Source organism: Algoriphagus halophilus (genome assembly GCF_900129785.1).
In the GTDB taxonomy this organism is placed as follows: Bacteria; Bacteroidota; Bacteroidia; order Cytophagales; family Cyclobacteriaceae; genus Algoriphagus; species Algoriphagus halophilus.
Map to the genome: position 1 here is coordinate 988,313 of NZ_FSRC01000002.1, position 22,699 is coordinate 1,011,011.

At 40.0% G+C, this 22,699-nt stretch carries 21 protein-coding genes; 15 read left to right on the plus strand and 6 right to left on the minus strand.

Features of this window, described 5'->3' with window-relative positions; all coding sequences use genetic code 11:
• Positions 1-10: 10 nt before the first annotated feature.
• Both BUR11_RS16130 and hflX read right to left on the minus strand, forming a co-directional pair.
• Positions 11-346 carry a n-acetylglutamate synthase gene (locus BUR11_RS16130; protein WP_200800424.1) on the minus strand — a complete coding sequence of 112 codons (336 nt, stop codon included), beginning with the start codon at positions 344-346 and terminating at the stop codon, positions 11-13.
• A complete protein-coding gene (hflX, locus tag BUR11_RS16135; RefSeq protein ID WP_074225996.1) occupies positions 346-1,620 on the minus strand; it encodes a GTPase HflX in 1,275 nt (424 codons plus the stop codon). The genes BUR11_RS16130 and hflX overlap by 1 nt, the downstream gene beginning before the upstream one ends.
• A gap of 203 nt (positions 1,621-1,823) precedes the next feature.
• On the opposite strand from hflX, the gene rfbC reads away from it, so the two are divergent.
• The 8 genes from rfbC to purU all read left to right on the plus strand — a co-directional run bounded on the left by rfbC (position 1,824) and on the right by purU (position 9,029).
• Complete coding sequence (gene rfbC / locus BUR11_RS16140) at positions 1,824-2,378, plus strand: dTDP-4-dehydrorhamnose 3,5-epimerase (protein WP_074225997.1); 555 nt, start codon at positions 1,824-1,826, stop codon at positions 2,376-2,378.
• Positions 2,378-3,124: a tyrosine-protein phosphatase gene (locus BUR11_RS16145; protein WP_074225998.1), complete on the plus strand. Its 747-nt coding sequence runs from the start codon at positions 2,378-2,380 to the stop codon at positions 3,122-3,124. The genes rfbC and BUR11_RS16145 overlap by 1 nt, the downstream gene beginning before the upstream one ends.
• 9 nt (positions 3,125-3,133) lie before the next feature.
• The gene (locus tag BUR11_RS16150) at positions 3,134-4,087 is read left to right on the plus strand and encodes an NAD-dependent epimerase/dehydratase family protein (protein WP_074225999.1); all 954 of its coding nucleotides are present in this window, start codon (positions 3,134-3,136) and stop codon (positions 4,085-4,087) included.
• Between the two features lie 143 nt (positions 4,088-4,230).
• Positions 4,231-5,646: a tetratricopeptide repeat protein gene (locus BUR11_RS16155; RefSeq protein WP_074226000.1), complete on the plus strand. Its 1,416-nt coding sequence runs from the start codon at positions 4,231-4,233 to the stop codon at positions 5,644-5,646.
• A gap of 18 nt (positions 5,647-5,664) precedes the next feature.
• Positions 5,665-6,435, plus strand: a complete 771-nt coding sequence (locus tag BUR11_RS16160; RefSeq protein ID WP_074226001.1) for a phosphosulfolactate synthase — start codon at positions 5,665-5,667, stop codon at positions 6,433-6,435.
• Between the two features lie 60 nt (positions 6,436-6,495).
• On the plus strand, positions 6,496-7,431 hold the full coding sequence (locus BUR11_RS16165) for a DUF368 domain-containing protein (protein WP_074226002.1): 936 nt from the start codon (positions 6,496-6,498) through the stop codon (positions 7,429-7,431).
• Positions 7,428-8,165 carry a shikimate dehydrogenase family protein gene (locus tag BUR11_RS16170; RefSeq protein ID WP_074226003.1) on the plus strand — a complete coding sequence of 246 codons (738 nt, stop codon included), beginning with the start codon at positions 7,428-7,430 and terminating at the stop codon, positions 8,163-8,165. The genes BUR11_RS16165 and BUR11_RS16170 overlap by 4 nt, the downstream gene beginning before the upstream one ends.
• Positions 8,166-8,174: 9 nt before the next feature.
• Complete coding sequence (gene purU / locus BUR11_RS16175; protein ID WP_074226004.1) at positions 8,175-9,029, plus strand: formyltetrahydrofolate deformylase; 855 nt, start codon at positions 8,175-8,177, stop codon at positions 9,027-9,029.
• Here the strand turns inward: purU and alr are convergent.
• A complete protein-coding gene (gene alr, locus BUR11_RS16180) occupies positions 9,026-10,180 on the minus strand; it encodes an alanine racemase (protein ID WP_074226005.1) in 1,155 nt (384 codons plus the stop codon). The two genes, purU and alr, sit on opposite strands and share 4 nt — an antisense overlap.
• A 93-nt stretch (positions 10,181-10,273) precedes the next feature.
• Between alr and BUR11_RS16185 the strand changes: the two genes are divergently transcribed.
• Complete coding sequence (locus BUR11_RS16185; protein ID WP_074226006.1) at positions 10,274-10,852, plus strand: DNA-3-methyladenine glycosylase I; 579 nt, start codon at positions 10,274-10,276, stop codon at positions 10,850-10,852.
• On the opposite strand, the gene BUR11_RS16190 is transcribed toward BUR11_RS16185, so the two are convergent.
• The 3 genes from BUR11_RS16190 to BUR11_RS16200 form a co-directional block, all read right to left on the minus strand.
• Positions 10,849-12,375 (minus strand): sodium:proton antiporter, encoded by a 1,527-nt coding sequence (locus BUR11_RS16190; protein WP_074226007.1) that lies wholly within the window; start codon positions 12,373-12,375, stop codon positions 10,849-10,851. The two genes, BUR11_RS16185 and BUR11_RS16190, sit on opposite strands and share 4 nt — an antisense overlap.
• A gap of 181 nt (positions 12,376-12,556) precedes the next feature.
• Positions 12,557-13,783 (minus strand): Glu/Leu/Phe/Val dehydrogenase dimerization domain-containing protein, encoded by a 1,227-nt coding sequence (locus tag BUR11_RS16195; RefSeq protein WP_074226008.1) that lies wholly within the window; start codon positions 13,781-13,783, stop codon positions 12,557-12,559.
• A gap of 73 nt (positions 13,784-13,856) precedes the next feature.
• Entirely contained in the window at positions 13,857-14,930 is a 1,074-nt protein-coding gene (locus BUR11_RS16200) for an anhydro-N-acetylmuramic acid kinase (RefSeq protein WP_074226009.1), read from the minus strand.
• Positions 14,931-15,032: 102 nt separating this feature from the next.
• Between BUR11_RS16200 and BUR11_RS16205 the strand changes: the two genes are divergently transcribed.
• The 6 genes from BUR11_RS16205 (at position 15,033) to BUR11_RS16235 (ending at position 22,692) form a co-directional block, all read left to right on the plus strand.
• Positions 15,033-15,749 (plus strand): type III pantothenate kinase, encoded by a 717-nt coding sequence (locus tag BUR11_RS16205; RefSeq protein ID WP_074226010.1) that lies wholly within the window; start codon positions 15,033-15,035, stop codon positions 15,747-15,749.
• A complete protein-coding gene (locus tag BUR11_RS16210; RefSeq protein WP_074226011.1) occupies positions 15,739-17,022 on the plus strand; it encodes a hypothetical protein in 1,284 nt (427 codons plus the stop codon). Before BUR11_RS16205 ends, BUR11_RS16210 begins: the two co-directional genes overlap by 11 nt.
• 12 nt (positions 17,023-17,034) lie before the next feature.
• Positions 17,035-18,336, plus strand: coding sequence for a hypothetical protein (locus tag BUR11_RS16215; protein WP_074226012.1), 1,302 nt, complete (start codon positions 17,035-17,037; stop codon positions 18,334-18,336).
• An 88-nt stretch (positions 18,337-18,424) separates the two neighbouring features.
• Positions 18,425-18,970, plus strand: coding sequence for an LPS export ABC transporter periplasmic protein LptC (lptC, locus tag BUR11_RS16220; RefSeq protein ID WP_074226013.1), 546 nt, complete (start codon positions 18,425-18,427; stop codon positions 18,968-18,970).
• A gap of 247 nt (positions 18,971-19,217) precedes the next feature.
• Positions 19,218-20,498: a hemolysin family protein gene (locus tag BUR11_RS16230; protein WP_074226015.1), complete on the plus strand. Its 1,281-nt coding sequence runs from the start codon at positions 19,218-19,220 to the stop codon at positions 20,496-20,498.
• A gap of 85 nt (positions 20,499-20,583) precedes the next feature.
• Positions 20,584-22,692 carry a peptidylprolyl isomerase gene (locus tag BUR11_RS16235; protein WP_074226016.1) on the plus strand — a complete coding sequence of 703 codons (2,109 nt, stop codon included), beginning with the start codon at positions 20,584-20,586 and terminating at the stop codon, positions 22,690-22,692.
• Positions 22,693-22,699 lie beyond the last annotated feature (7 nt).

Below are 22,699 nucleotides of genomic sequence, written 5' to 3' on the forward strand. Positions count from 1 at the left end.
CTTGCCCTTTTTATATCTCCTCTAAAATTGAATTTCCTTTTGATCTGTCTCCCGAAGTCCATTGCCAGGTTTCGTGAAGGCGGATTTTTCCATTTTCCAGAAGCTCAGGAACAGATGTACAGACTCCTGTCATCAGTTCTCCTTGCGAATTGATCTGATGATACCGCATATCAATTTCTCCGGCATCGTTTACAATCCCGATCAAATGTCCTTTTATAATTTTTCCACCAGAATAGTCACAGGAAAGAATTTTTCCTTCTTGCTTGTAGTGAAAAATGGTTTCTTCAGAAGTTTCCCCGTTCTCTGTATTGCTGATGGGGCGAAAAGATTTGCCATCGTAATTCATCATTGAGAGGAATTATCGGTTTCTTTCATTTCCCAGTCCACTATTTCATTTTCAAGGTAATGTGGGTAAATTTTTCGATGGGCTTTCTTCACCTCAGCAACCAAAGATTCTCGGAATTCCTCCACATGAAGTCCAGAGGTAGCGGCCATAAATACAGGCTTGATACCGGTTTTTTTCTCATAGGCATCAGACAAAGAAGGAAAATCCAAGTAATTGGCTTCTTCCAATTCCAGTTCACTCATATTCATGATGCCTTCCTCATCGGGCATGGTTTCTACCAAATCAATTTTGTTGAACACCAACAGGATAGGCTTGTCACCAGCATTGATTTCTCTTAGAGTTTCAGTCACAACATTGATATGATCTTCAAAATTGGGATGAGAAATATCGACTACGTGGACCAATAAATCAGCCTCCCGGATTTCATCCAAGGTAGACTTGAAGGACTCAATCAAGTGAGTAGGCAGTTTTCGGATAAAACCTACCGTATCTGATAAAAGGAATGGAATATTATCCAAAACCACTTTTCTGACGGTGGAGTCCACGGTCGCAAAAAGCTTGTTTTCTGCAAGAATATCAGTTTTGGTTATCAGGTTCATCAAGGTACTTTTTCCCACGTTGGTATATCCTACCAAAGCAACCCTTACAATGCCTTTTCTACCTTTTCGTTGGGTAATCCCTTGCTTTTCAATATCTCTGAGTTTTGATTTCAGCAGGGTGATTTTATTCCGAATGTCTCTTTTATCTGTTTCAATCTCTTTCTCACCCGCACCACCACGAGTACTGGTTCCCCCTCTTTGACGCTCCAAGTGCGTCCACATTCTGGTCAAACGAGGAAGTAAGTATTGGAAACGAGCCAGCTCAACCTGGGTCTTTGCTTGGGCTGTTTGGGCTCTGTTTAGAAATATATCGAGGATTAATAAGGAGCGATCATAGATTTTTACTTTCAGCTCATTTTCCAAATTCCGCATTTGGGAAGGGGAAAGATCGTCGTCGAATATGACCATGTCCACTTCAAAATGCTCTACGTATGATTGTATTTCTTCCAGTTTTCCTGACCCTATAAATGTGCGGATATCAGGCTTATCCATTTTTTGGGTAAAGCGATAAACTGTTTTGGCTCCCAAGGTTTCTGTAAGAAATGCCAATTCATCCAAATGCTCTTCAGTTTCCCGCTCTGTCTCCCCTTGTCGGATGATCGTTACCAATACAGCTGTATCCACTTTTGGAGCGGTATCGTGTAATTTTTGAAGTTTTCTTGAAAATTTACCCATGAGATTCTGTTATATGCTACTAAAAAGCATTTGAGGTAGATTAAGTTTCATTTTATCAAATTCTCTCCTCTAAACTTAGAATTATGCTGTATGCTTCTTATTATTCTGCAAAGTTCGGGATATTTCCTTAGAATTGATTAGGATACTCCGTATTGGCTTGGTTATTTTACCATTTAATTAATTGCCGTATACGTACATCACCCATGGCTGAGATTTGTAAAACCAGTTTACCTGGTGTCTTAGAAATATTTCCTAAGGTTTTTAATGATCAAAGAGGTTATTTCTTTGAATCATTCAGGGCAGACTGGTTAGAGAAAGAGCATGTTTTTGAAACTTGGGTACAGGATAATCAGTCTTATTCACAGAAAGGAACAGTAAGAGGATTACACTTCCAACGGGAACCATTTGCACAAGCAAAACTAGTTAGGGTAATTCAAGGGAAGGTCTTGGATGTGGTCGTGGATTTGAGGAAGGATTCCGAAACATTCGGGTCCTATTATTCTACTATTATGGACACTGAAAAGCATAATCTTTTGTATGTTCCAAGAGGATTTGCACATGGATTTTCAGTATTGGAAGATGCGATTTTTGTTTATAAGTGTTCCAATTATTACGATAAGGAAAGTGAAGGGGGTATTCTATGGAATGACCCAAGTCTTCAGATTGATTGGATGGTGAATGATCCGATTATTTCTGAGAAAGATACAAAGTGGCAAAGTTTAGAGGAATTCAAAGTAACTAGCGAAGGAGGATTGTAATGGGAATTTTTGATTTATTCAAAAAAAAGGAAGTAGTATTTGAAGATTTGGACCTGAGTTGGATGCAGGTGGATATGCATTCCCACCTGATTCCTGGGATTGATGATGGCTCTAAATCCATGGAGGAGTCCTTGGGGCTGATCAAACGCTTATCAGATTTTGGACTCAGGAAGATCATCACCACGCCCCATATCATGTCCGAATACTACCGGAATACCCCAGAAATTATAAACATGGGCCTTCAGGATGTTCGTAGAGCAGTAAAAAATGAGGGGATAGAGATCGAAATTGAGGCTGCGGCTGAATATTACATGGATGAGATATTCCTGGAAAAGGTAAAATCCGGAGAGGAATTACTAACCTTTGGCCCCAATCATATATTGGTGGAAACAGGATTCATCAATAAGCCTCAAATGCTTCTGGAAACTTTCTTTCAATTAGAAATGGCGGGGTACAAACCTATTTTTGCCCACCCTGAGAGATATCAATATTTAATTTCAGATAAAAAGCTTCTGGAAGACTTGGTAGATAGACAAATCAGTTTTCAAGTAAACCTTCTTTCTTTAACTGGGTTTTATTCCAAGCAAGTAAAAGATTTTGCTGAAATGCTATTAGAGCGAAACTTGGTTAAATTTTTTGGGACTGATTGCCATAACCCAAGGTACCTAGACATGTTGGAGACCTTGACAAGGTCAAAGTCCTATCAAAAGATCAAGGAAATAGAAATTCTCAATTCAAGTCTATAATCTATACAAGTGAAAATTTTTATCACTGGAATCACAGGTCTTTTAGGAAGCTATGTAGCCAAAGAGTTTGCCTCTTTGGGAGAAATACATGGTTTCAAAAGAAAGAACTCTTCTACCCGATTATTGGATGGGGTTAATTTTCCAATTCATTGGCATGAAGGCACTATTTCAGATGTGGGATCCATTGATGATGCAATTCAAGAGATGGACCTGGTAATTCACTGTGCAGGAATGGTCTCTTTTCTTCCAGGGGATGAGGAAGAACTGTTTGAAGTAAATGTTCGAGGCACTTCCAATTTGGTGAATTGCATGTTGAATGCGGGTGTTAAGAAACTAATTCACGTAAGCTCTGTGTCTGCATTGGGTAGAAATCCAGAATTAAGCGTAATTGATGAGGAGCATAAGTGGGTGGATTCACCTCTAAATACTAAATATGGTACCTCCAAATACCTTGGGGAGTTAGAAGCTTGGAGAGGAGAGCAGGAAGGGCTGGAATTGATTGTGGTAAATCCTTCTATCCTTTTAGGGAAAATAAGTGATGAGAGAAGCAGTACCTCTATTTATGCTCATGTTTTAGGAAATTCGAGCTACTATCCTGTGGGTAGTATAAATTATCTGGACGTTAGAGATGCTTCGAAAATCATGAGGGAACTTTATGAAAAGGCTTGTTGGGGAGATCGGTTTATTCTCAACAAAGAGACCATTAAATACCGGGAGTTTTTCGAAAAGATGGCGAAAGCATTTGGTAAAAAGGTCCCAACTAAACCGGTTTCTAATTCTTTATTGAAATTAGGCTTGTTCTTCCTGGGCATAGCCCGAATGTTACGCTTGAGTAAAAACCCACTGAATAAACAAACGGCAATGATTTCCCAGCAGGACATCACCTTCAAAAATGATAAAATAGAAAAGCTCCTTCATTTTAAATATACTCCGATCGAGGAGACCTTTTTGTGGGCGAAATAAACTTATTTTTTGAAGCGATCGTTTGCTTCTTAGATGGTCGAAATGTTTTAGGAATTATTTCTAGATTTTGACACAAAAATTAACAAATTGAGATTTTGAGAGAACAATTTATTTGGTATCTTAAATAAACTTAACTCATCTTAATGACAGGAGATCACGATCACGAGTGGGAAAATGATAAAAAGCTGGTAGAGCGGTTTGAAAATTCCCTGAAATCCAATTTAGAATTGTATTTTGAAGAGGAGGAATTAGAGGATATTATCCGATATTATTTTGATCAGCAAAAGTTCCTTAAAGCCTTGAGGGCTAGTGAGTTCTCTTTGGAAAAATTCCCCTATTCAGTAGAGATAAAATTGTTAAAAGCGCAATGCTTGATATTCAATGATGAATTGGAAGAAGGCTTGAGCATATTAGAGAATATCAACAATATTTCTCCTAACAATGAGGATATCCTTTTAGCCTTAGCCAATGCGCATATTTTGGCAGGAAGCCCCCAATACGGTATTGAATTATTGGAAAATTTTCTGCCCTTGGCAGAAGATAAGGCAGAGGTCTATTATTCGCTGGGAAATCTGTACAGAGCGACCAGTGACAATAAAAAAGCATCTTACTATTTCAAGGAAGCGGTGAAGCACCGAATCAATCATGAAGATGCACTTTTCCAGTTGGCAATGATCACGGAAGAGGAAGGATCTTTTGATGAGATTCTTCAGTTCTACCAAGAGTTTATTGATCAGGATCCCTATAGTGCAGGAGCTTGGTATAATTTAGGTGTGGTTTACAACAGGCTCGGAAGATTTGAGGAAGCAATCAAAGCCTATGATTATGCCATCATTATCGATGATTCTTTTGCCTCGGCTTATTTCAATTTGGGTAATGCCTTAATGAATACAGAGCAATATGAACTTGCTTTGGAAGCCTATCAAAATACCATCAATTGTGAAGGTGCCAATGCGGAGAATTGTTGCTACATGGGTGCTGCTTATGAAAAGTTGGGAAATATTGAAGGGGCCTTTAAATATTTCAAAAAAGCAGCGAAGTTGGATGAAGAGTATGACGATGCCTGGTTTGGATTGGGCATGTGTATGTTAAAAAAAGAGAAATTTTTTGAAGCGATTCACTACTTCAAGAAAGCGCTCAATTTGAATAAACAAAGTCCAAATTACTGGGTGGGTCTGGCTGATGCAGAGTTTAACTTGGGTAATTTACAAGCCAGTTCAGAGGCTTATGAAGAAGCTATCAACCTGGAACCCGGTATTTTAGAGACTTATATTAACCTATCGTTGATCTATTTTGATCAAAATAGATTTGAAGAAGCCGTGGACGTGATCAGTGAAGGAATTGACGAACTTCCTGAGGAAGCGGAGCTGTATTATCGTATGGTTGTTTTTCAAATCAAACTAGCCAATTACAAAGAAGCGTTTTCATATTTGGAAAATGCATTAACTTTGGCCTACGATAGGCACGTGGTCTTGTACGAATTAATGCCAGAGCTGGAAAAGCAAAAGGCTATGTCCAAGATCATCGCCCAGTATCGGGAAGAAAATCCTGAGACTTAACATATTAAAACCTAGCCAATGAATTATGAGCTGAAGAACATCCCTGTACGGACTGAAAAGCCACGTACCTCGGGATTTACTATGGCCATGGACAAAGGTCTGAGCCTTAGAGCAACAGAGGATTTTGTCGATAGCTGTTCCGATTTTGTTGACATCGTCAAACTAGGATGGGCAACTTCCTATGTGACTAAAAATCTTTCTGAAAAGATTGCTGTTTATCGAGAAGCAGGAATTCCGGTTTATTTAGGAGGAACTCTGTTTGAAGCATTTATCGTCAGGGATCAATTCGATGATTACCGAAGAGTGTTGGATAAATATGGATTGGAATATTGTGAGGTTTCCGATGGGTCTATCTCTTTAAACCACGATAGAAAATGTGAATACATTTCCACGCTAGCTAAGGATGTGACGGTATTATCAGAAGTTGGTTCGAAAGATGCCGCCAAGATCATTCCACCCTATAAGTGGATTGAACAAATGCAGACTGAACTGGATGCAGGTGCTTGGAAGGTAATCGGTGAAGCAAGAGAAGGAGGAAATGTTGGTTTGTTCAGGGATTCCGGTGAAGTTAGACAAGGGTTGGTAGAGGAGATTTTAACTCAAATTCCAGAAGAAAGAATTATCTGGGAAGCTCCAATCAAAGCACAACAAGTTTGGTTTATCAAATTGTTAGGTACCAATGTTAACCTTGGAAATATCAGCCCCACTGAAGTGATTCCATTAGAAACAATCCGTCTTGGGTTGCGTGGGGATACCTTCGATCATTTTATAGGAGAAATTAAATTATAAGTGGATCAAAACCATTAGAGGCTGATCGGTATTGCTTCCGGTCAGCCTTTATTTTTACCTATGGATCTAATCAAAAAATATTTCCTGAATTACCTGAAAGGAATGGCGATGGGTGCCGCAGATATCGTACCCGGTGTTTCCGGAGGTTCCATCGCATTGATTACGGGTATCTACAGCAAGTTGCTGGATAGCATAAACTCATTCAATACGAAGAATTTGAAATTATTGCTATCGTTTCATTTCAAGCCTTTTTATAAGGCCGTCAATGGCACTTTTTTATTAAGCCTGTTTTTGGGAATATTGACCAGTATTTTTACGCTCTCCAAAATCATTACCTATTTGATGGATGAGCATCCGGTGCCGCTTTGGTCCTTTTTCTGTGGATTGATCTTGATCAGTGCTTTTGTCATTCTGAAAGGGATCAACCGCTGGCATTTTGGAGTGGTTTTGGCCATTATTCTCGGTACCATAATCGCCTATTTTGTGACAGAATTGCCTCCGGTCAGTTCTCCGGACTCCATTTGGTTTACCTTTATTTCTGGTTCTATTGCCATATGTGCAATGATTTTACCTGGAATCAGTGGGAGTTTTCTGCTGCTGATCTTAGGAAAATATGAGACCATCTTAAATGCCGTTTCTGAACGCGATGTAGTAACCCTAGGAGTATTTGCCTTTGGCTGTTTGGTAGGGATTTTATCTTTTAGTAGAGTGATCTCCTGGTTATTAAAGAGATATTATGCCGTAACAATCGGATTGCTCTCCGGCTTTATGTTGGGTTCCATGAATAAGCTTTGGCCTTGGAAGAATGTGACAGCATACAGAACTTCTTCTAGCGGGGAAGAAAAACCATTTTTGACGGAAAATCTATGGCCTGGGGAATACTTGAACCAAGTAGACCAGGATCCACAGCTAATGTATGCTGTTCTGGCTTTCCTTTTTGGAATAGCTTTGGTGATAGGAATTGAAAGGTTAGCAAGCATTTTGAATAAATCATGAGAAAATTCGGATTGATAGGATATCCTTTGGGTCATTCATTTTCAAAAAAGTATTTCACTGCAAAATTTGAAAAAGAAGGAATTGAGGGATGCCAGTTTGATTTGTATGAAATCCCAAAGATTGAGGATTTTAAAGCTGTTTTAGAAGAAAACCCTACCCTGGAGGGAATGGCAGTAACTATCCCTTACAAACAGCAGGTCATTCCATTTTTAGATCAGCTGGATTCAGCTTGTGAAGAAATCGGTGCGGTCAATTGTATCAAAATAAAGGATCAAACACTTACTGGTTATAATACGGATTACATCGGGTTTAAACATTCCTTAGAATTATGGATTGGGGATGCAAGACCAAATGCGTTAGTTTTAGGAACTGGTGGCGCCTCAAAAGCAGTAAAACAGGCTTTAAAAGATTTGGGAATCAATTTTCTTTCCGTATCCAGAACTAAGGATTCCCAGTCCATTAGCTACCAAGACCTGGAAAATGATCCCAAGATTTTAAAATCGCATCCTTTAATCGTCAATTGTACTCCACTTGGAACGTATCCAAAAGTGGAAGGAATACCTGCTATTCCATTAGAACAAATGGGCCCCGAGATCCTGGTGTATGATTTAGTATATAATCCTGCTGAGACGAGTTTGATGAAGGCTTGCATTCAAGCTGGAGGGAGAGCAAAAAACGGACAGGATATGCTTGAATTACAGGCAGAAGCTGCATGGAAAATCTGGAATGATTAAATTACCCCGATGAACAAAGCAATTCTTCTTATTCAATGCCCTGATCAGAAAGGAATCGTCGCAGAAGTGTCGAGGTTTCTTTATGCATACCATGGAAATATTTTGGAGATTGATCAGCATGTAGATGAGGAATTGAGTTTGTTTTTTATGCGAGCCGCTTGGGAATTGGATTCCTTTTCTCTTCAAAAAGATGAAATCGCCCAAAAATTTGAGGAGGAAGTAGGACAGAAATTCAAAATGGATTTCAACGTTCATTTCAATTTTCCAAGGCCAAAAATGGCCATTTTTGTCAGCAAATTATCCCATTGCCTTTTTGATATTTTGGCCAGGCATCATGCGGGTCAGTTGGAAGTGGATATCCCATTGGTGGTATCTAATCATCAGGAGTTAAAATCCGTCGTAGAGGCTTTTGGTATTCCTTATTATTATATTCCAGTAAGTCGGGATACAAAAATGGAAGCCGAAAAGCAGCAATTGGAGTTGATGAAAAAGCATGATATAGACTTTGTGGTATTGGCCAGGTACATGCAGATTATTTCAGCCACCTTCATCTCAAAATTCCCAAATAGAATCATAAATATTCACCACTCTTTTTTACCTGCCTTTGTGGGGGCTAAACCTTACCATGCTGCTTATGAACGTGGGGTAAAAATCATTGGTGCCACTGCTCACTATGTGACAGAGGAATTGGATGCCGGACCGATCATCGAGCAGGAGGTGGCAAGAGTAAGACATCATAACACCATCCCTGATTTAGTGCAAATAGGACAGGACGTGGAGAAAGTGGTGCTCTCCAAGGCGATTAAATACCATTTAGATAGAAAGGTATTGGCCTTCAAAAACAAAACCGTGATTTTTTACTAAGGAATAATCTTCCTTGGAATATCCTTGGGCAATCGGGTGAGCATTTCATAATTGACCTGCTGCGTAGATTCTGAAAAAGAAGCAACTGTGATTTCTTTGTTCTTTTGCTTACCAATCAATACTACCTCATCCCCTACTTCTATATTTTTCAGCTTGGTAATGTTTAGCGCGATGGCATTCATCATGACAGTTCCCACCACCTGACAATATTGCCCACCGATCAACACCTGCCCCTGATTACTCAGCAATCGACTATAGCCATGCCCATAACCTACAGGAACAATCGCCAGCCTCATGTTATGTAAAGCCATAAAGCTATTCCCATACCCCACAAACTCCCCCATTTTTACTGATTTGATGCTCATGACCGTACTTTTCCAAGTGATCAGTCTCTTTAGTGGATTTTTGTTTGCCTTAGGTAAGGAATTGAGTTTGGCATAAAACGTTTCCTTTGTAGGCCAGAATCCATATCCTGCAATCCCTATCCTCACCATATCCATGATGGTTTCAGGGAAAATCAAAGTTGCCGCTGAGCAAGCGGTATGGTATTTATGGAAAACAACTCCTTTATGTGTGAAGTACTCTCTAAATTTATTGTAGACCTCAATTTGATTTTTTACTCGAACATAATTACTGATGCTCTCTGCCCCAGCATAATGGGTACAAAGCCCCTCCAGTTCTAAAGAGTCAGATTCTGCAAGCAATAGTTTGGATAATCGATCTCGGGAAGACCATTCAAATCCTGTACGATGAAACCCGGTTTCCAACTCAATATGTATTTTAGCAGGGATTCCAAGTTTCTTTGAGAGGTTGATGGCCAGTTCTAGTCTTTGAAAATCGTAAACATAAAAACTAATTCCAGCTTTAATCAGATCCCCCATCTCTTCGGGGTATAGCATTCCCAGGATCATGATCTGAGACTTTTTCTTGGAATGCCTAAAGACTTCCCAAGCCTCATCAGAACTGAAGGTACTGAAATGTCGGATTCCAGCTTTTTCAGCAATTTCTACCATTTGAGGGATGCCATGTCCGTAGGCGTTTCCTTTTACTACTGCCGAAATAATGGTTTTGGGACCAATTTCCGATCGGATATAGCGAATATTTTGGCGGTAAGCTTTTGCGCTAATTTCCAAGAAGGATGTAGCGATCATCGTTTTTAATTTATTGAAATGAAAAAGTAAGACATGCTGTTACTTTATCCCAATTCTCATTTAATTTTATTCTCAAACTTTTAGAAAATTTATATGAACGATCAAAAACCCCGATGTCCTTGGTGTTTGGGATTCCCAGAGTATGTTGCATATCATGACGAAGAATGGGGAAAACCTGTGTGGGACGATCAAACTCACTTCGAATTTTTAGTATTGGAAAGTGCGCAGGCAGGCTTGAGTTGGGCTACCATTTTAAAAAAACGACAAGGCTATAAAGATGCCTTTGCCAATTTTGATTATCGAGTAGTGGCGGAATTCCCTGAATCATATGTGCAGGAATTACTTACGAATAAAGGAATCATTAGAAATGGAATGAAGATCCGAGCGGCCATCAATAATGCCCAACGCTTTATGGAAGTCCAAAAAGAGTTCGGAACTTTTGCTGCCTATATCTGGGGATTTGTGGGGGGAAAGCCCATTCAAAATGAACTTAAAAAAGGAGATCCATCTCCTGCCACCTCTCCTGAGTCCGATGCGTTGGCAAAGGATCTCAAGAAACGGGGCTTTAAATTTTTAGGAAGTACTACGATTTATGCACACATGCAAGCCACTGGTCTTGTGAATGACCATCTAACTGATTGCTTTCGCCATTCAGAAGTTCAAAACTATTAGCCTACAAAGGCAAAGAACACCAGCCAAACCAAAATAAGGATTGGAAGTAAAACCGGTAAGGAGAATCGAATGATGTAGCCAAAGAAGGATGGCATCTTGATTCCGCTTTGCTCTGCAATGGATTTTACCATAAAGTTTGGTCCATTCCCAATGTAAGTCATTGCTCCGAAGAAGACAGAAGCGACTGCAATGGCCATTAACTCAAAAGCAGAATCGGGGAATCCATTGGCTGCGAATTCTCTCACCTGATCAATATTGTTGATATCCGCTCCCTTCGATGCCATAGCTGCGGCTAAGAAATTCAAATAAGTAGGCGCATTGTCCAGGAATCCTGAGAGTGTACCCGTACCCCAATACAAAGTATTATGGGAAATTAAAGATGCTCCTTCTGGAGATTTGGCAAAGTTTCCTACTAATTCCAATGCCGGCATCATGGTACCAAAGATCCCGATGAAAATAAAGGCCACTTCACGGATGGGCTCGAAATTAAATTCATTTCCTTGGATCGCTCTCTTGTCTGCAAATCGATAAGAAAGGAATGCCACGGAAAGCATGATCACCTCTCTTAGGTAAGAAAACTTCTGGCCATCATAGACGATAGCAGGAACTCCCTCAATTACATTAGGATCCAGGAATACAGAACAAATGATGATAAATAACCAACCAAAGTTTTTCATTCCGATCAAGGAAAACTTGTTGGTATAGGTGATTTCTTCTGGTTCAATTTCATCATCTGCCGCTTTACCCAATTTCTTGTCAATGAAATAGAAAGCGATAGCAAGCAAGGCCAAAGCAAAAATCCATGCAGGCCAGTTATGCTCCAAGGTCCAGAAGAAAGGAATTCCTTTCAAGAAACCTAGGAACAACGGAGGATCTCCAATTGGAGTCAAAGAACCTCCCACATTACTAACCATGAAAATGAAGAAGATAATGTGATAAGCTTGAATATTTCCTTTGTTCAAGCGGATAAAAGGTCTGATCAGCAACATGGAAGCTCCAGTGGTTCCAATCAAATTGGAGATTAAAGCTCCTATCAGCAATAATGAAACATTCGCAAATGGGGTCGCTTTTTTATCTATTTCAATCAAAATACCTCCAGACGCAATGTAAAGGGAGGCTAATAGGGCAATAAACTGAATGTATTCCGCCAGTGCATGCACAGGAGCATGAACATTTTGGAGTATAAACAGGTAATAGAAGACGACTAAAATGGCCAGACCTATGGCTATTTTAGGGTAATTTTTATGCCAAAAGTGCTCATAAAATAATGGACCAGTGGCAATCATTAATAGTAAAACAACAAAGGGTATTACTAACCAAGTTGGAGCCACATGATGCTCCTCATCTCCATGATCGGCTTGATCGTTATGTTCAACAGTAGCGTGTTCGGTATCAGTTTGATCTGCTTGGGCTAAGAATGTCTCTTTTGTCTCACGTTCTTCAGCAAGGGCAAGCTGAGGTTGTAAGCCATTAAGAAAGAGTATTCCGAAAAGTATGGAGAAACTTAAGATGAAATTCTTCATTTGGCTAATAGGGTCTGCTGGGTAATCTTTTCGGTTAAATGTAAATATTTTCCAGCGGTTAAATTCCCAAAATGGGTTTTGCTAAACTACTGATTTTGGGTGAAAGACCCCAATAGAGAAATAACCGCTAGCAAGAATAATTCAAAAATTAACCTTTGCTAGCGATTCTACCTACTATTTTTTATACGAGTTGTGCTAGAGCTATTTTAAAGGAGCTTTGAGCTATATTGGTCTTTTCCGGATTTTCCTGAAAAGTTTTGTTCAATGCTTTTTCAATGGTCTTGCTTACATCGTTGAATATTGCCCGGTCGGTAACTTCAGCTTTCTTGCTCATCAAATAGGCAAAGACTCTGGCCATTCCACAGTTGGCAATAAAATCCGGAAGAACTGAAATCCGCTTATCTGCCCAGACTCCAATAGGCCCAAAGAAGATCTCAGGGTCTGCGAATGGCACATTTGCTCCGCAGGAAATTACTTCCAACCCTGCATTTACCATGCGTTCTACTTGGTTTTGGGTCACTAATCTGGAAGCCGCAGCTGGAATGAATATTTCACTGTTGATATCCCAGATCTTTTCATTGATTTTCTCAAAAGGAATCATATCCTTGGCTACCAGTTTGTTTCCGTCTCTAGCAATAAAGAGGTCTCGTACTTCATCCAGGCTTAGCCCCTCTTCACGGATGATTCCTCCATCTCTATCAATAATTCCTACCACCTTCACTCCTTCCACCGCCAAAAAACATGCGGCTGCAGCGCCTACATTTCCCCATCCTTGGATAACAGCTCGCTTTCCTTTGATCTGACCACCCCAAATTTTATAATAATGCCGCACGGCCTCTGCCACACCATATCCTGTAATCATGTCGGCTACCGTGTATTTCTTGGGTCCATTGGGCGTATAATGAGGATCTTCCAATACTTTGGAGACGCCTTGCCTTAACTGTCCAATCTTTTTGATTTTTTCTGGTTCTGTGGCATGAAAGTGACCATTTACGATTCCTTCCTGAGGATGCCAAAGTCCATAAGTTTCCGTAATAGGGATCACTTCATGGATTTCATCCACATTCATATCACCTCCGGTTCCATAATAATTTTTCAAAAGCGGCATGACAGCCTTATACCAGCGCTGAAGCACTTCGTTTTTTCTAGGATCATTTGGGTCGAAATTAATCCCTGATTTGGCTCCACCAATTGCGGGGCCTGATACAGTGAATTTCACCTCCATGGTTTTGGCAAGAGATTCTACTTCTCGTTTGTCTAGTCCTTTACGCATGCGGGTTCCACCTCCTGCAGCTCCCCCTCTTAAAGAGTTGATGACTACCCAGCCTTCGGCCTCAGATTCATTGTCGCTCCATTCAAAAACAATTTCAGCTTTTTTGTTTTCGAATTTCTTTAGTAAGTCGTGCATTAATTTTTGGGTTTATATCTGCCCCAAAAATATAAAATTTTAATCCCTCTCATAAATTTTGTGGAGGAGCAAATCAGCCAAAGATTGTTCCTCCGGAAGAATCTCTGCTCGCATGGGTAACAGAAGCCAGACAATTTGATTCTCCCCTCAATCTAAGCACTCCTAAAAATCCAAAAATCAATGCTTCTTTAAACTCAATCAATTCGTTGGAAGCTTCAAATTGTTGCCAATTACCTTGGAGCTGATGGTGGAGCCGCTCTATAAAATAGGTATGATAGGCACCTCCTCCGGAGAGGAGAACCTTAGGCTTTTCATGGAGTGCGTAGGCTTGAATGATTTGAGCGATTTGAATTGCATAATGCTCCGTCAATGTGGCTAATTTATCTTTTTCAGGAGCGTTGCTTGATTGGATGATAGGAGAAAAAACTTCGTCCATATCCTCTCTACCAAGGGATTTGGCCCCCTTTTTTTGATAAAAAGGAACTTGGTTGAGTTTTTCCAACAGTTCTGCATCCACTTGTCCCTCACGGGCCCACTGCCCATCCCGATCATAAGGGCTACCCAGTTTTTCCGCAATGGGATTCAGTAAGAGGTTGAATGGACTACAATCGAACGCTATTCGCTCTCCCTTCCATTGCATACTGATATTGGAAATGCCACCCAGGTTGATGCAAAAGTCCAAATGTGGGAAAAGGAGTTGGTCACCTATAGGAACCAATGGTGCTCCCTGGCCTCCAAGCTGCACATCCAACATTCTGAAATCATTGATCACTTTCATTTCCGAAGCTTGATGCAGCGCCCATCCATTTCCAATTTGTAAACTCAATCCTTTTTGTGGTTGATGGAATACGGTGTGACCATGGGAACAGATGGCGATTGGAGAAATTTGTTTTTTAGAACAGAACTGCTTCACTTCCTGACCCATCCATTTTCCAAATGCTACATCTAGATAGTGAAGGTCCAATGCATTCAATAGGTGGGCTTTTTGGAGTTGTTCACCCAATTGGTCCGGAAAAGGGATGGTGATCGCTTCCAGAATCTCAAATTGCCAAAGGTCGGATTTTTCAAAATGGCAATAAGCGACATCTAAACCATCTCCTGAAGTTCCTGACATCAATCCTATTATGTGGTAGTTCGCGTTGCTCATGGGTTAAAGTTTGTTAAGTATGGAGCAATCCAAAGATAATTTGCTGCTGTAGAAAAGCCCTCTTTTTTTTAATGCCTAATTTGCAGTCTATCCTGTTTCTGAATGGACAATCTAATCATTGATATTGGCAATACCAGAATCAAATCTGCCTTGTTTAAGGGGACTGAATTTGTAAATGAATCAGTTTTTATAGATTTGCCGACTGCTTTGCAATATTGGAAAGGTCTTTCTTTTCAAAATTGCTTGATAAGTTCTGTGAAGTGGACCGAGAAAGATCTTAAAATTCAAATTCCATTTCCATTTAAATACTTATCCAACAATCTTCAATTTCCTATTGGCAATGCGTACGGTAGTCCAGCTACCCTGGGTTTGGATAGGATGGCCGCTGCTGTAGGAGGTTGGCAAATGGCAGGAACAGGCCCAGTGCTGGTAATAGACATGGGAAGTTGTATGACATTTGATCTGGTAGATGAATCCAATACTTATCGAGGCGGAGCCATCAGTCCAGGGTTGTTGATGAGGGCCAAGGCAATGAATGCATTAACAGCCCGACTTCCCTTGGTGGAAGTTTCTGGAAAGCCGGAAGATTTTATAGGAACCAACACCATCAGTTGTATGCAGATAGGTATTTGGTATGGGATTGAATCAGAAATTCTTGGCCAAATCCAAAAATATGAGCAAAAATTCCCCCAAATCAAGGTCTTTGTTTGCGGTGGAGACGCTCAATCTTTTGAATCATTAGCAAAAGACCACATATTTGTAGTCCAAAATTTAGTCCTGCATGGATTGAATTGTATTCTAAACCACAATGTTGAGTAAAATCAAATTGCAATTGCTGGGTGTAATCTGCACCCTTTTCTTATTTAGTGAAGCCCAAGCACAGTCTTCAGCTTCTACGTACAGTGCTTTGGGCATTGGTGAATTTAATTATTCAGGATTAACTCAGAACCAGGGTATGGGAGGTCTTGGAGTTAGTTATGGTACTGGATGGAATGCCAATGTCGTCAACCCGGCATTGACTACTTATAATACCATATTTAATTTTCAGGCAGCACTGAATTATAAGAAATTCAATGCGAGAAATAGCTCCGAATCTTCAGATGTCGATGGTGGAGGTCTTTCCTATGTAGCCATGTCACTTCCATTGAAATCTGGAAAAGTGACGATGGGACTTGGGCTGAATCAAATCACCAGTGTGAATTACCGACTTCAGGTAGAGAGCGCGGTAGAAAATGCTGAGTTGAGAGCCTATAATTATGTGCAGGGAGATGGAGGTATTTCGGAGACTTACATGAGCTTTGGGGTGAAAGTTGCCAAAAATTTCAGCCTAGGTGCGCAAGTTTCTTATCTTTTTGGGTCAACCATTCGGAACAATCAATTGTCACTTTTGAATGGTAATGACAACCCAGTGGGGAACACTACTGAATATTATGAAAGATTAACAGTTAGTGATATTGGTTTCAAAGGGGGTGCACATTACGTTGCAAAGCTTTCTGACAAGAATAACTTACACTTTGGTGCCATTTATCAGAATTTGGGGAATGTTAGTGGAAAAGCCTTTGCCAAATTGGCTGCTTTAGGTGAAGCTAGCGATCCCGATTCAGATGGTGATTTGATCGCCAACGATGAAAAAGGCAGTATATACATTCCAAATCGCATCGGATTTGGGGTAACATTTGAAAAAATGAATAAATTCGCCCTCGGTTTGGAGGGGCAATATCAGGATTTTAATAAGTTTAAATCCTTTTTTGGAGAGAGTCTTTCTTTGAGGGAGGCCATTAAAGTTGGTTTGGGATTTCGGATTGTACCCGATTACCTAGCGATTGACAGTCCATTGAAAAGAACTACTTATCGATTCGGATTGGAATATCAGCAGACTCCCTACTATCTGAACCAGACAAATATCAATGATATTGGCATTAACTTTGGAGCTTCATTTCCAGTTAATCAATTATCATTGGTGAATTTGGCTGTGAAGGTTGGACAACGTGGCACTACCGATAATGGCCTGATCCAAGAAAATTATGTGAACTTCACGTTTGGATTTTCACTTAATGATAATAGTTGGTTTTATAAACGAGTATTTGAATAAAGCATAATAACCATGAAAATTAAATCAACCCTATTAGGTCTAGCAGCCGTATTGATGGCTGGCGTGGTTCAAGCGCAAGATGGATGGAATTGGCCATCTGATCCTGCGCAAGAAGCCAAAGCAAGAGAATTGAATGCTGCATATACTGACTATATGAAGTCAGAGCAGTATGTGGAAGCTACTAAGCCTTTACATTGGCTATTAGTAAATGTTCCTCAGCTAAATGAATCTTTATACATCAACGGGACCAAAATTTATGATGGTGCAGCTGGTGCTGTAAGTGATGAGGCACAAAAAAGAGTGTATCAGGATTCTGTAATAGCACTTTACGAAAAAAGAGGTGAATTGTATGACAATGAATCTAAGTGGATTGAAAACAAAGCTTATTACGGCTATCAGTATTATAAAGATGACAAGGAAAAATTGAAAGTTCCAGTAGCAGATTTCGAGAAAGCACTTGAAATAAATGGTTCTATTAACTATCAGTTAGTACCTGCATACTTTAACTTGGTCTATAGAAACTTTGCATACCACAAAGCATACACAGGTGAGGAAATCCTTAATATGTATGATGAGCTAAATGCAATTTTGGATGCAGAAGCAGCAAAAGGTTCGAATGTAACTAGCCAAAAAGGTAATATGGAGCAATTGTTGGTTGCTATGGAATTGATTGATTGTGATTTCATCGAAAACACTATGGGTCCAAAATTGGCCGCTGATCCTTCTAATGAGAAATTGGCTAATCAGATCTTCAACTATTCTGTACAATACAAGTGTTTCTCTTCTGATGCGTTCCTGCAGGCTTTGGAAATCATCGATACCAATAACCCTACTTTCGCAACTTCTCAAGTAAGAGCGATGAGATACCTACAGGAGAAAGATTACGACAAAGCAGAGCCAGTATTGGAGAAGGCCATGACTTTGGCTGAGAACGATGCTCAGAAAGCGGAAGTGAAGTTTGAGTTGGCGAAGATTTATGGCGCTAAAGGTCAAAAGTCTGCTGCTAGAGCTGCTGCTAAAGAAGCTGCTGCAATGGATGAGTCTAAGTCTAAAGATGCTTGGAAATTGATCGGTGACTTGTACATGGGTTCTATGAACGATTGTAAAGGTGGAGAAAGCCGTGCAAAAGATTACTCTATCTACATCGCTGCTTACAATGCATATCAAAGAGCTGGTGACAATACAGGAATGGCCAATGCCAAGGCTAGATTCCCTTCTAAAGAGGAATTGTTTACAGAAAGCTTACAAGTGGGCGGCACTATCAACACTGGATGTTGGATTGGTGAAACCGTAACCTTGGCTACAAGAGACTAATTTTAGTTAATATTCTTAAAAGGGCAGCTACTCAGCTGCCCTTTTTGCGTTTACTACTTATCATTTAATTTTCATTTATCTTTGTACCGTGAAGTTTAGCCACCTATTCGTCTTACTTTCTATTTGTGTCATGGCATTTTCCTCTTGCCGGGAAGATGTGGATGCGGCTGCCTTGCAGGTATATGATGGGCCGATGAATACCTCCATTAATATCAATTTGGTTTCCAGTGATTCTGCCATTATCAGATCTGAAATCAAAGCTCCCAAGCAATTGGAGTTCGAAAATGGAAATTTGGAATTTCCTGAAGGGATTGACATTACTTTTTTTGATAAAGCGGGAAATATAACCACCACCATGCGGGCAGACAGAGGATATTACCTTAGAGAAGATAATCTTTATAAGGGTGAAGGAGATGTTCAAGTTGATAATCTGGAAAAGGACCAAAGTTTGAAGTCCGAAGAGATTTTTTGGAACCCCAATCAAAAAAAGATTTATACTGAAAAATTTGTCAGCGTTAGAGATGGAAAAACCTTGCTCCAAGGGGCAGGATTAGAAGCGGATGAAAATTTTTCCAAATATTCCATCAAAAACCCAATGGACAGTAGAATTGAGTTCCAAGAGGATGGAATGTAAATTCCCCATATATTAGATTTACCAAAAATATTAGATTGAAATTACCTGACGTCCTTATTTTATCCCTTGCGCTAGCATTCGCAATCATTGGAATTCACCTAAGTCTGAGCCAAGGCGTAGAAGTGTCCTATCCAGTTTTTATGTTTGCCGTAGCCTTACTATTTTGGTTTCAATATAGAAGGACCAACGACCCAAAAGACTCCCAAAAACCAAAGCAAAAAACTAAAAAGCGGAAAAAGCATTAAACATGGATGTTTCTTATTTGATATACGTGATTATCACGCTGCTTTTTTCAGCATTTTTTTCGGGAATGGAAATCGCTTTTATTTCCTCCAACAAGCTGCAGATTGAGCTTCAGCGAAAACAAGGGTCCTTGGTAGGCAAAGTACTCAGTACCTTTGTCAACAATACCGGACAATTTATAGGAACTACCTTGATGGGGAATACCGTCTCTTTGGTGCTCTATGGTATTTTCATGGCATTCCTGTTAGAGGATCCTTTAAATATGATGCTACCAGAAGGCTTTAACAATGAAGCACTAGTCTTGGTATTGCAAACGGTGATTTCTACCTTGATTGTATTGGTGACGGCAGAGTTCCTTCCCAAAAGCATTTTTATGCTGAACCCAAACAGCATGCTCACTTTCTTTGCCTTGCCTTTTTTGGCAATCTATTTTATCATGTATCCCATTGTCTGGGCAGTGGTAGGGCTTTCCAGATTCTTCATTACCAAGATATTGAGACTGGAATACAGTGAAGACAAACCGGTTTTTACGGTGACGGATTTGAATAGCTTTATCCAAAATCATTTGACCCAGGAAAAAGAAGAAGGGAAAGTGGATATAGATACCAAGATTTTCGACAATGCGGTGGAGTTTAAAACAGTGCGTGTGAGAGAGTGCATGGTGCCTAGAACAGACATTGTATCGGTAGAAATTGAGGATACCATAGAAGAGCTGAAAGAGGTATTTGCAGAAAGCGGTCACTCCAAGGTGATTGTCTATCGTGAAACCATCGACGATGTGATTGGTTATTGTCATCAACTGGAGTTGTTCAAAAAGCCGAAAAGTATCGAGGAAATACTTACTCCTATTATCATCGCACCAGAATCAGCCTTGGCCAATGAACTGCTCATCCAATTTATTCAGGAAAGAAAAAGTTTGGCTTTGGTGGTGGATGAATTTGGGGGAACCAGTGGAATTGTTTCCATGGAAGACATCATTGAAGAGATCTTTGGAGAGATTGAAGATGAGTATGACAATGATGATTTGATCGAACAAAAGACCGGAGATCATGAATATTTGTTAAGTGCCCGTCACGAAATAGATTATTTAAATGATAAATATGGATGGGATTTACCTTACGGTGATTTTGAAACATTGTCAGGATTAATTCTTTCTTTGACAGAAAACCTGCCCAAGAAGGGCGAATCGGTCGTTTTTGGTCCGTATACGTTTACAATCATGACTAAGCAAGACCATCGAATTGACTCAGTTAAGCTGAAAATTAATAGCTCAGGGATTTTTTAGATAAAGGTTTGATTCAGAATATATTTTGAATTTCGACCCTAATGCTATTATTTTGCGACACTTCTAAAAAAGCGTAGAAATACAAATGGCGTTAATTAAACAAATAAGACAGAGAACGGGTCTCGCAATCGGTGTCATTGCCGGCGGGTTGATTTTATTCCTATTGGGTGGAGATTTGCTAAGTCCAAATTCCTCCATACTCAATTCAAATCAAAATGTTGTTGGGGAAATCGCAGGAGAGGAAATCTCCTATGAAGAGTACGTGGCAAACATTGAGCAATTTAGAATTGCTTTCCAACAAAGAACAGGTAGAGCTCCTTCCGAGCCAGAAATGTTTACCGTAAGAGAGCAGGCATGGCAGGCATTGATCGTTGAAAAAGTATTCAACGAGGAATATGAAAAGCTTGGCTTGACCATCTCTGATGCAGAATTAGTAGATATGGTGCAGGGGAAAAACATTGTGGCAGAATTACGTCAGCAATTGGTGAACCCTCAGACCGGTCAATTCGACAAGTCCCAATTGGTATCTTTCCTTCAGTCTTTAGAAAATGCTGATCCTACTCAGCAGGCTTTCTGGGCTCAGCAGGAACAATTATTTGCGGATTCTAGATTGAGAATCAAATATGACAACATGCTTACCTTCTCGGAGTACGTGACTTCAGTAGAAGCAAAGCACGAATATGAAGCTGCAAATACCATTGCAGACGTTTCTCATTTGTTTGTTCCTTACTATGCAATTGCTGATTCAGCAGTTTCAGTAAGCGAAAGCGAAATGAAAGACTACCTAAGCAAAAATCAAAGTAAGTTCAGAACGGGTACTAGTGCCAATATTGAATATGTAAGCTTTAGCATTTTGCCAAGCAGTGAAGATTCTGCTGAGGTGATTTCTGAAATCCAAAGCTTGACAGAAGAATTGAGAAATTCTGAAAATGACTCTGCATTTGTAGCTAGAAATTCTGAGACTCAATTTCCTTTCTTTACGTATGCTCCAGGAACCAACCTTCCTGCAAGTTTAACATCCAATGTAGATGAAATTGAAGAAGGTGCTACTTATGGTCCATTTGTAACTCCAAATTCTACCTATGTTACTTATAAGGTAAGTGATCAATACGAAGGTCCAGCTAGAATGAGAGCTTCTCATATCTTGTTGAGCACTGAAGGAATGGATGATGCTACCAAAGCTGCTGTCAAAGCGCAAGCAGAGCAGATTTTAGCGGATCTGAAAGGTGGAGCTAACTTCGCAGTAACTGCAAGCCAGTATGGTCAAGATGGAACTGCTCAAAACGGTGGAGACCTTGGCTACTTTGCGAAAGCAGATTTCGTAGAGCCATTTGCCAATGCAGTATTCGCTGCAAAATCTCTTGGTTTGATCAATAATGTAGTGGAAACAGAATATGGTTACCATATCATTGAGGTTACTGGAATGCCATTAACTCAGTATACTAAATTGGCAGCCTTGGAAATTGAGTTGGTAGCAAGTGATGCAACTAGAAACGAAGCATTCAGAAATGCAGATTCTTTTGCTGCTGAGAGCGGAAACAGAAACCAGTTCAAAGAAAATGCGGCTGCGCAAGGATATAGAGTTTTGGAAGCAAGTAATGTAGATGCTACTAGCAGAAACATCAACAACATCCAAAATGCAAGAGAAGTAGTGAGATGGGCATTTACAGAAGCTTCTGCCGATGAGGTGTCGCCAGTATTCGAATTGGATAACAATTACATAGTTGCTTCTTTGATCAGTAAGAAAGAAGAAGGAGATGCGAAATTGGCTGATGTTCGTCCTCAAGTAGAAGCGCAGGTTAGAAATGATAAGAAAGCTGCGATGATTGCTGAGAAATTAGCAGGTAAATCTACTTTGGAAGAAATGCAAGCAGTATTCCCTGAGGCTTCATTAAATACTACTCCAGACTTGAAGTTGAGTGCATCTGTTATTCCAGGCGTTGGTTTTGCTCCTAAAGCAATCGGATCCATCTTCGGATTGAAGAACGCTGGTGACATGACTGCACCGATTAAAGAAGATGTGGGAGTGATCGTAGGTAAGCTGAACAGCTTGAACCCAGCTGCAGAATTAGGAGACTATAGTGGTTTCCAAAGTCAATTGACACAGAGTGCTTCACAAAGGACTTCCTATCAGGTCATGATGGCCCTGCAGGATCTCGCAGATGTGAAAGACTACCGATATAAATTCTTTTAATTAAAGA

What these genes read in the sequence shown, in the direction of transcription:
- BUR11_RS16130 (WP_200800424.1), bottom strand. Translation starts at nt 346, where the DNA reads ATGAATTACGATGGCAAATCTTTTCGCCCCATCAGCAATACAGAGAAC.
- hflX (WP_074225996.1), bottom strand. Translation starts at nt 1,620, where the DNA reads ATGGGTAAATTTTCAAGAAAACTTCAAAAATTACACGATACCGCTCCA.
- rfbC (WP_074225997.1), top strand. Translation starts at nt 1,824, where the DNA reads ATGGCTGAGATTTGTAAAACCAGTTTACCTGGTGTCTTAGAAATATTT.
- BUR11_RS16145 (WP_074225998.1), top strand. Translation starts at nt 2,378, where the DNA reads ATGGGAATTTTTGATTTATTCAAAAAAAAGGAAGTAGTATTTGAAGAT.
- BUR11_RS16155 (WP_074226000.1), top strand. Translation starts at nt 4,231, where the DNA reads ATGACAGGAGATCACGATCACGAGTGGGAAAATGATAAAAAGCTGGTA.
- BUR11_RS16160 (WP_074226001.1), top strand. Translation starts at nt 5,665, where the DNA reads ATGAATTATGAGCTGAAGAACATCCCTGTACGGACTGAAAAGCCACGT.
- BUR11_RS16165 (WP_074226002.1), top strand. Translation starts at nt 6,496, where the DNA reads ATGGATCTAATCAAAAAATATTTCCTGAATTACCTGAAAGGAATGGCG.
- BUR11_RS16170 (WP_074226003.1), top strand. Translation starts at nt 7,428, where the DNA reads ATGAGAAAATTCGGATTGATAGGATATCCTTTGGGTCATTCATTTTCA.
- purU (WP_074226004.1), top strand. Translation starts at nt 8,175, where the DNA reads ATGAACAAAGCAATTCTTCTTATTCAATGCCCTGATCAGAAAGGAATC.
- alr (WP_074226005.1), bottom strand. Translation starts at nt 10,180, where the DNA reads ATGATCGCTACATCCTTCTTGGAAATTAGCGCAAAAGCTTACCGCCAA.
- BUR11_RS16185 (WP_074226006.1), top strand. Translation starts at nt 10,274, where the DNA reads ATGAACGATCAAAAACCCCGATGTCCTTGGTGTTTGGGATTCCCAGAG.
- BUR11_RS16190 (WP_074226007.1), bottom strand. Translation starts at nt 12,375, where the DNA reads ATGAAGAATTTCATCTTAAGTTTCTCCATACTTTTCGGAATACTCTTT.
- BUR11_RS16195 (WP_074226008.1), bottom strand. Translation starts at nt 13,783, where the DNA reads ATGCACGACTTACTAAAGAAATTCGAAAACAAAAAAGCTGAAATTGTT.
- BUR11_RS16200 (WP_074226009.1), bottom strand. Translation starts at nt 14,930, where the DNA reads ATGAGCAACGCGAACTACCACATAATAGGATTGATGTCAGGAACTTCA.
- BUR11_RS16205 (WP_074226010.1), top strand. Translation starts at nt 15,033, where the DNA reads ATGGACAATCTAATCATTGATATTGGCAATACCAGAATCAAATCTGCC.
- BUR11_RS16210 (WP_074226011.1), top strand. Translation starts at nt 15,739, where the DNA reads ATGTTGAGTAAAATCAAATTGCAATTGCTGGGTGTAATCTGCACCCTT.
- BUR11_RS16215 (WP_074226012.1), top strand. Translation starts at nt 17,035, where the DNA reads ATGAAAATTAAATCAACCCTATTAGGTCTAGCAGCCGTATTGATGGCT.
- BUR11_RS16230 (WP_074226015.1), top strand. Translation starts at nt 19,218, where the DNA reads ATGGATGTTTCTTATTTGATATACGTGATTATCACGCTGCTTTTTTCA.
- BUR11_RS16235 (WP_074226016.1), top strand. Translation starts at nt 20,584, where the DNA reads ATGGCGTTAATTAAACAAATAAGACAGAGAACGGGTCTCGCAATCGGT.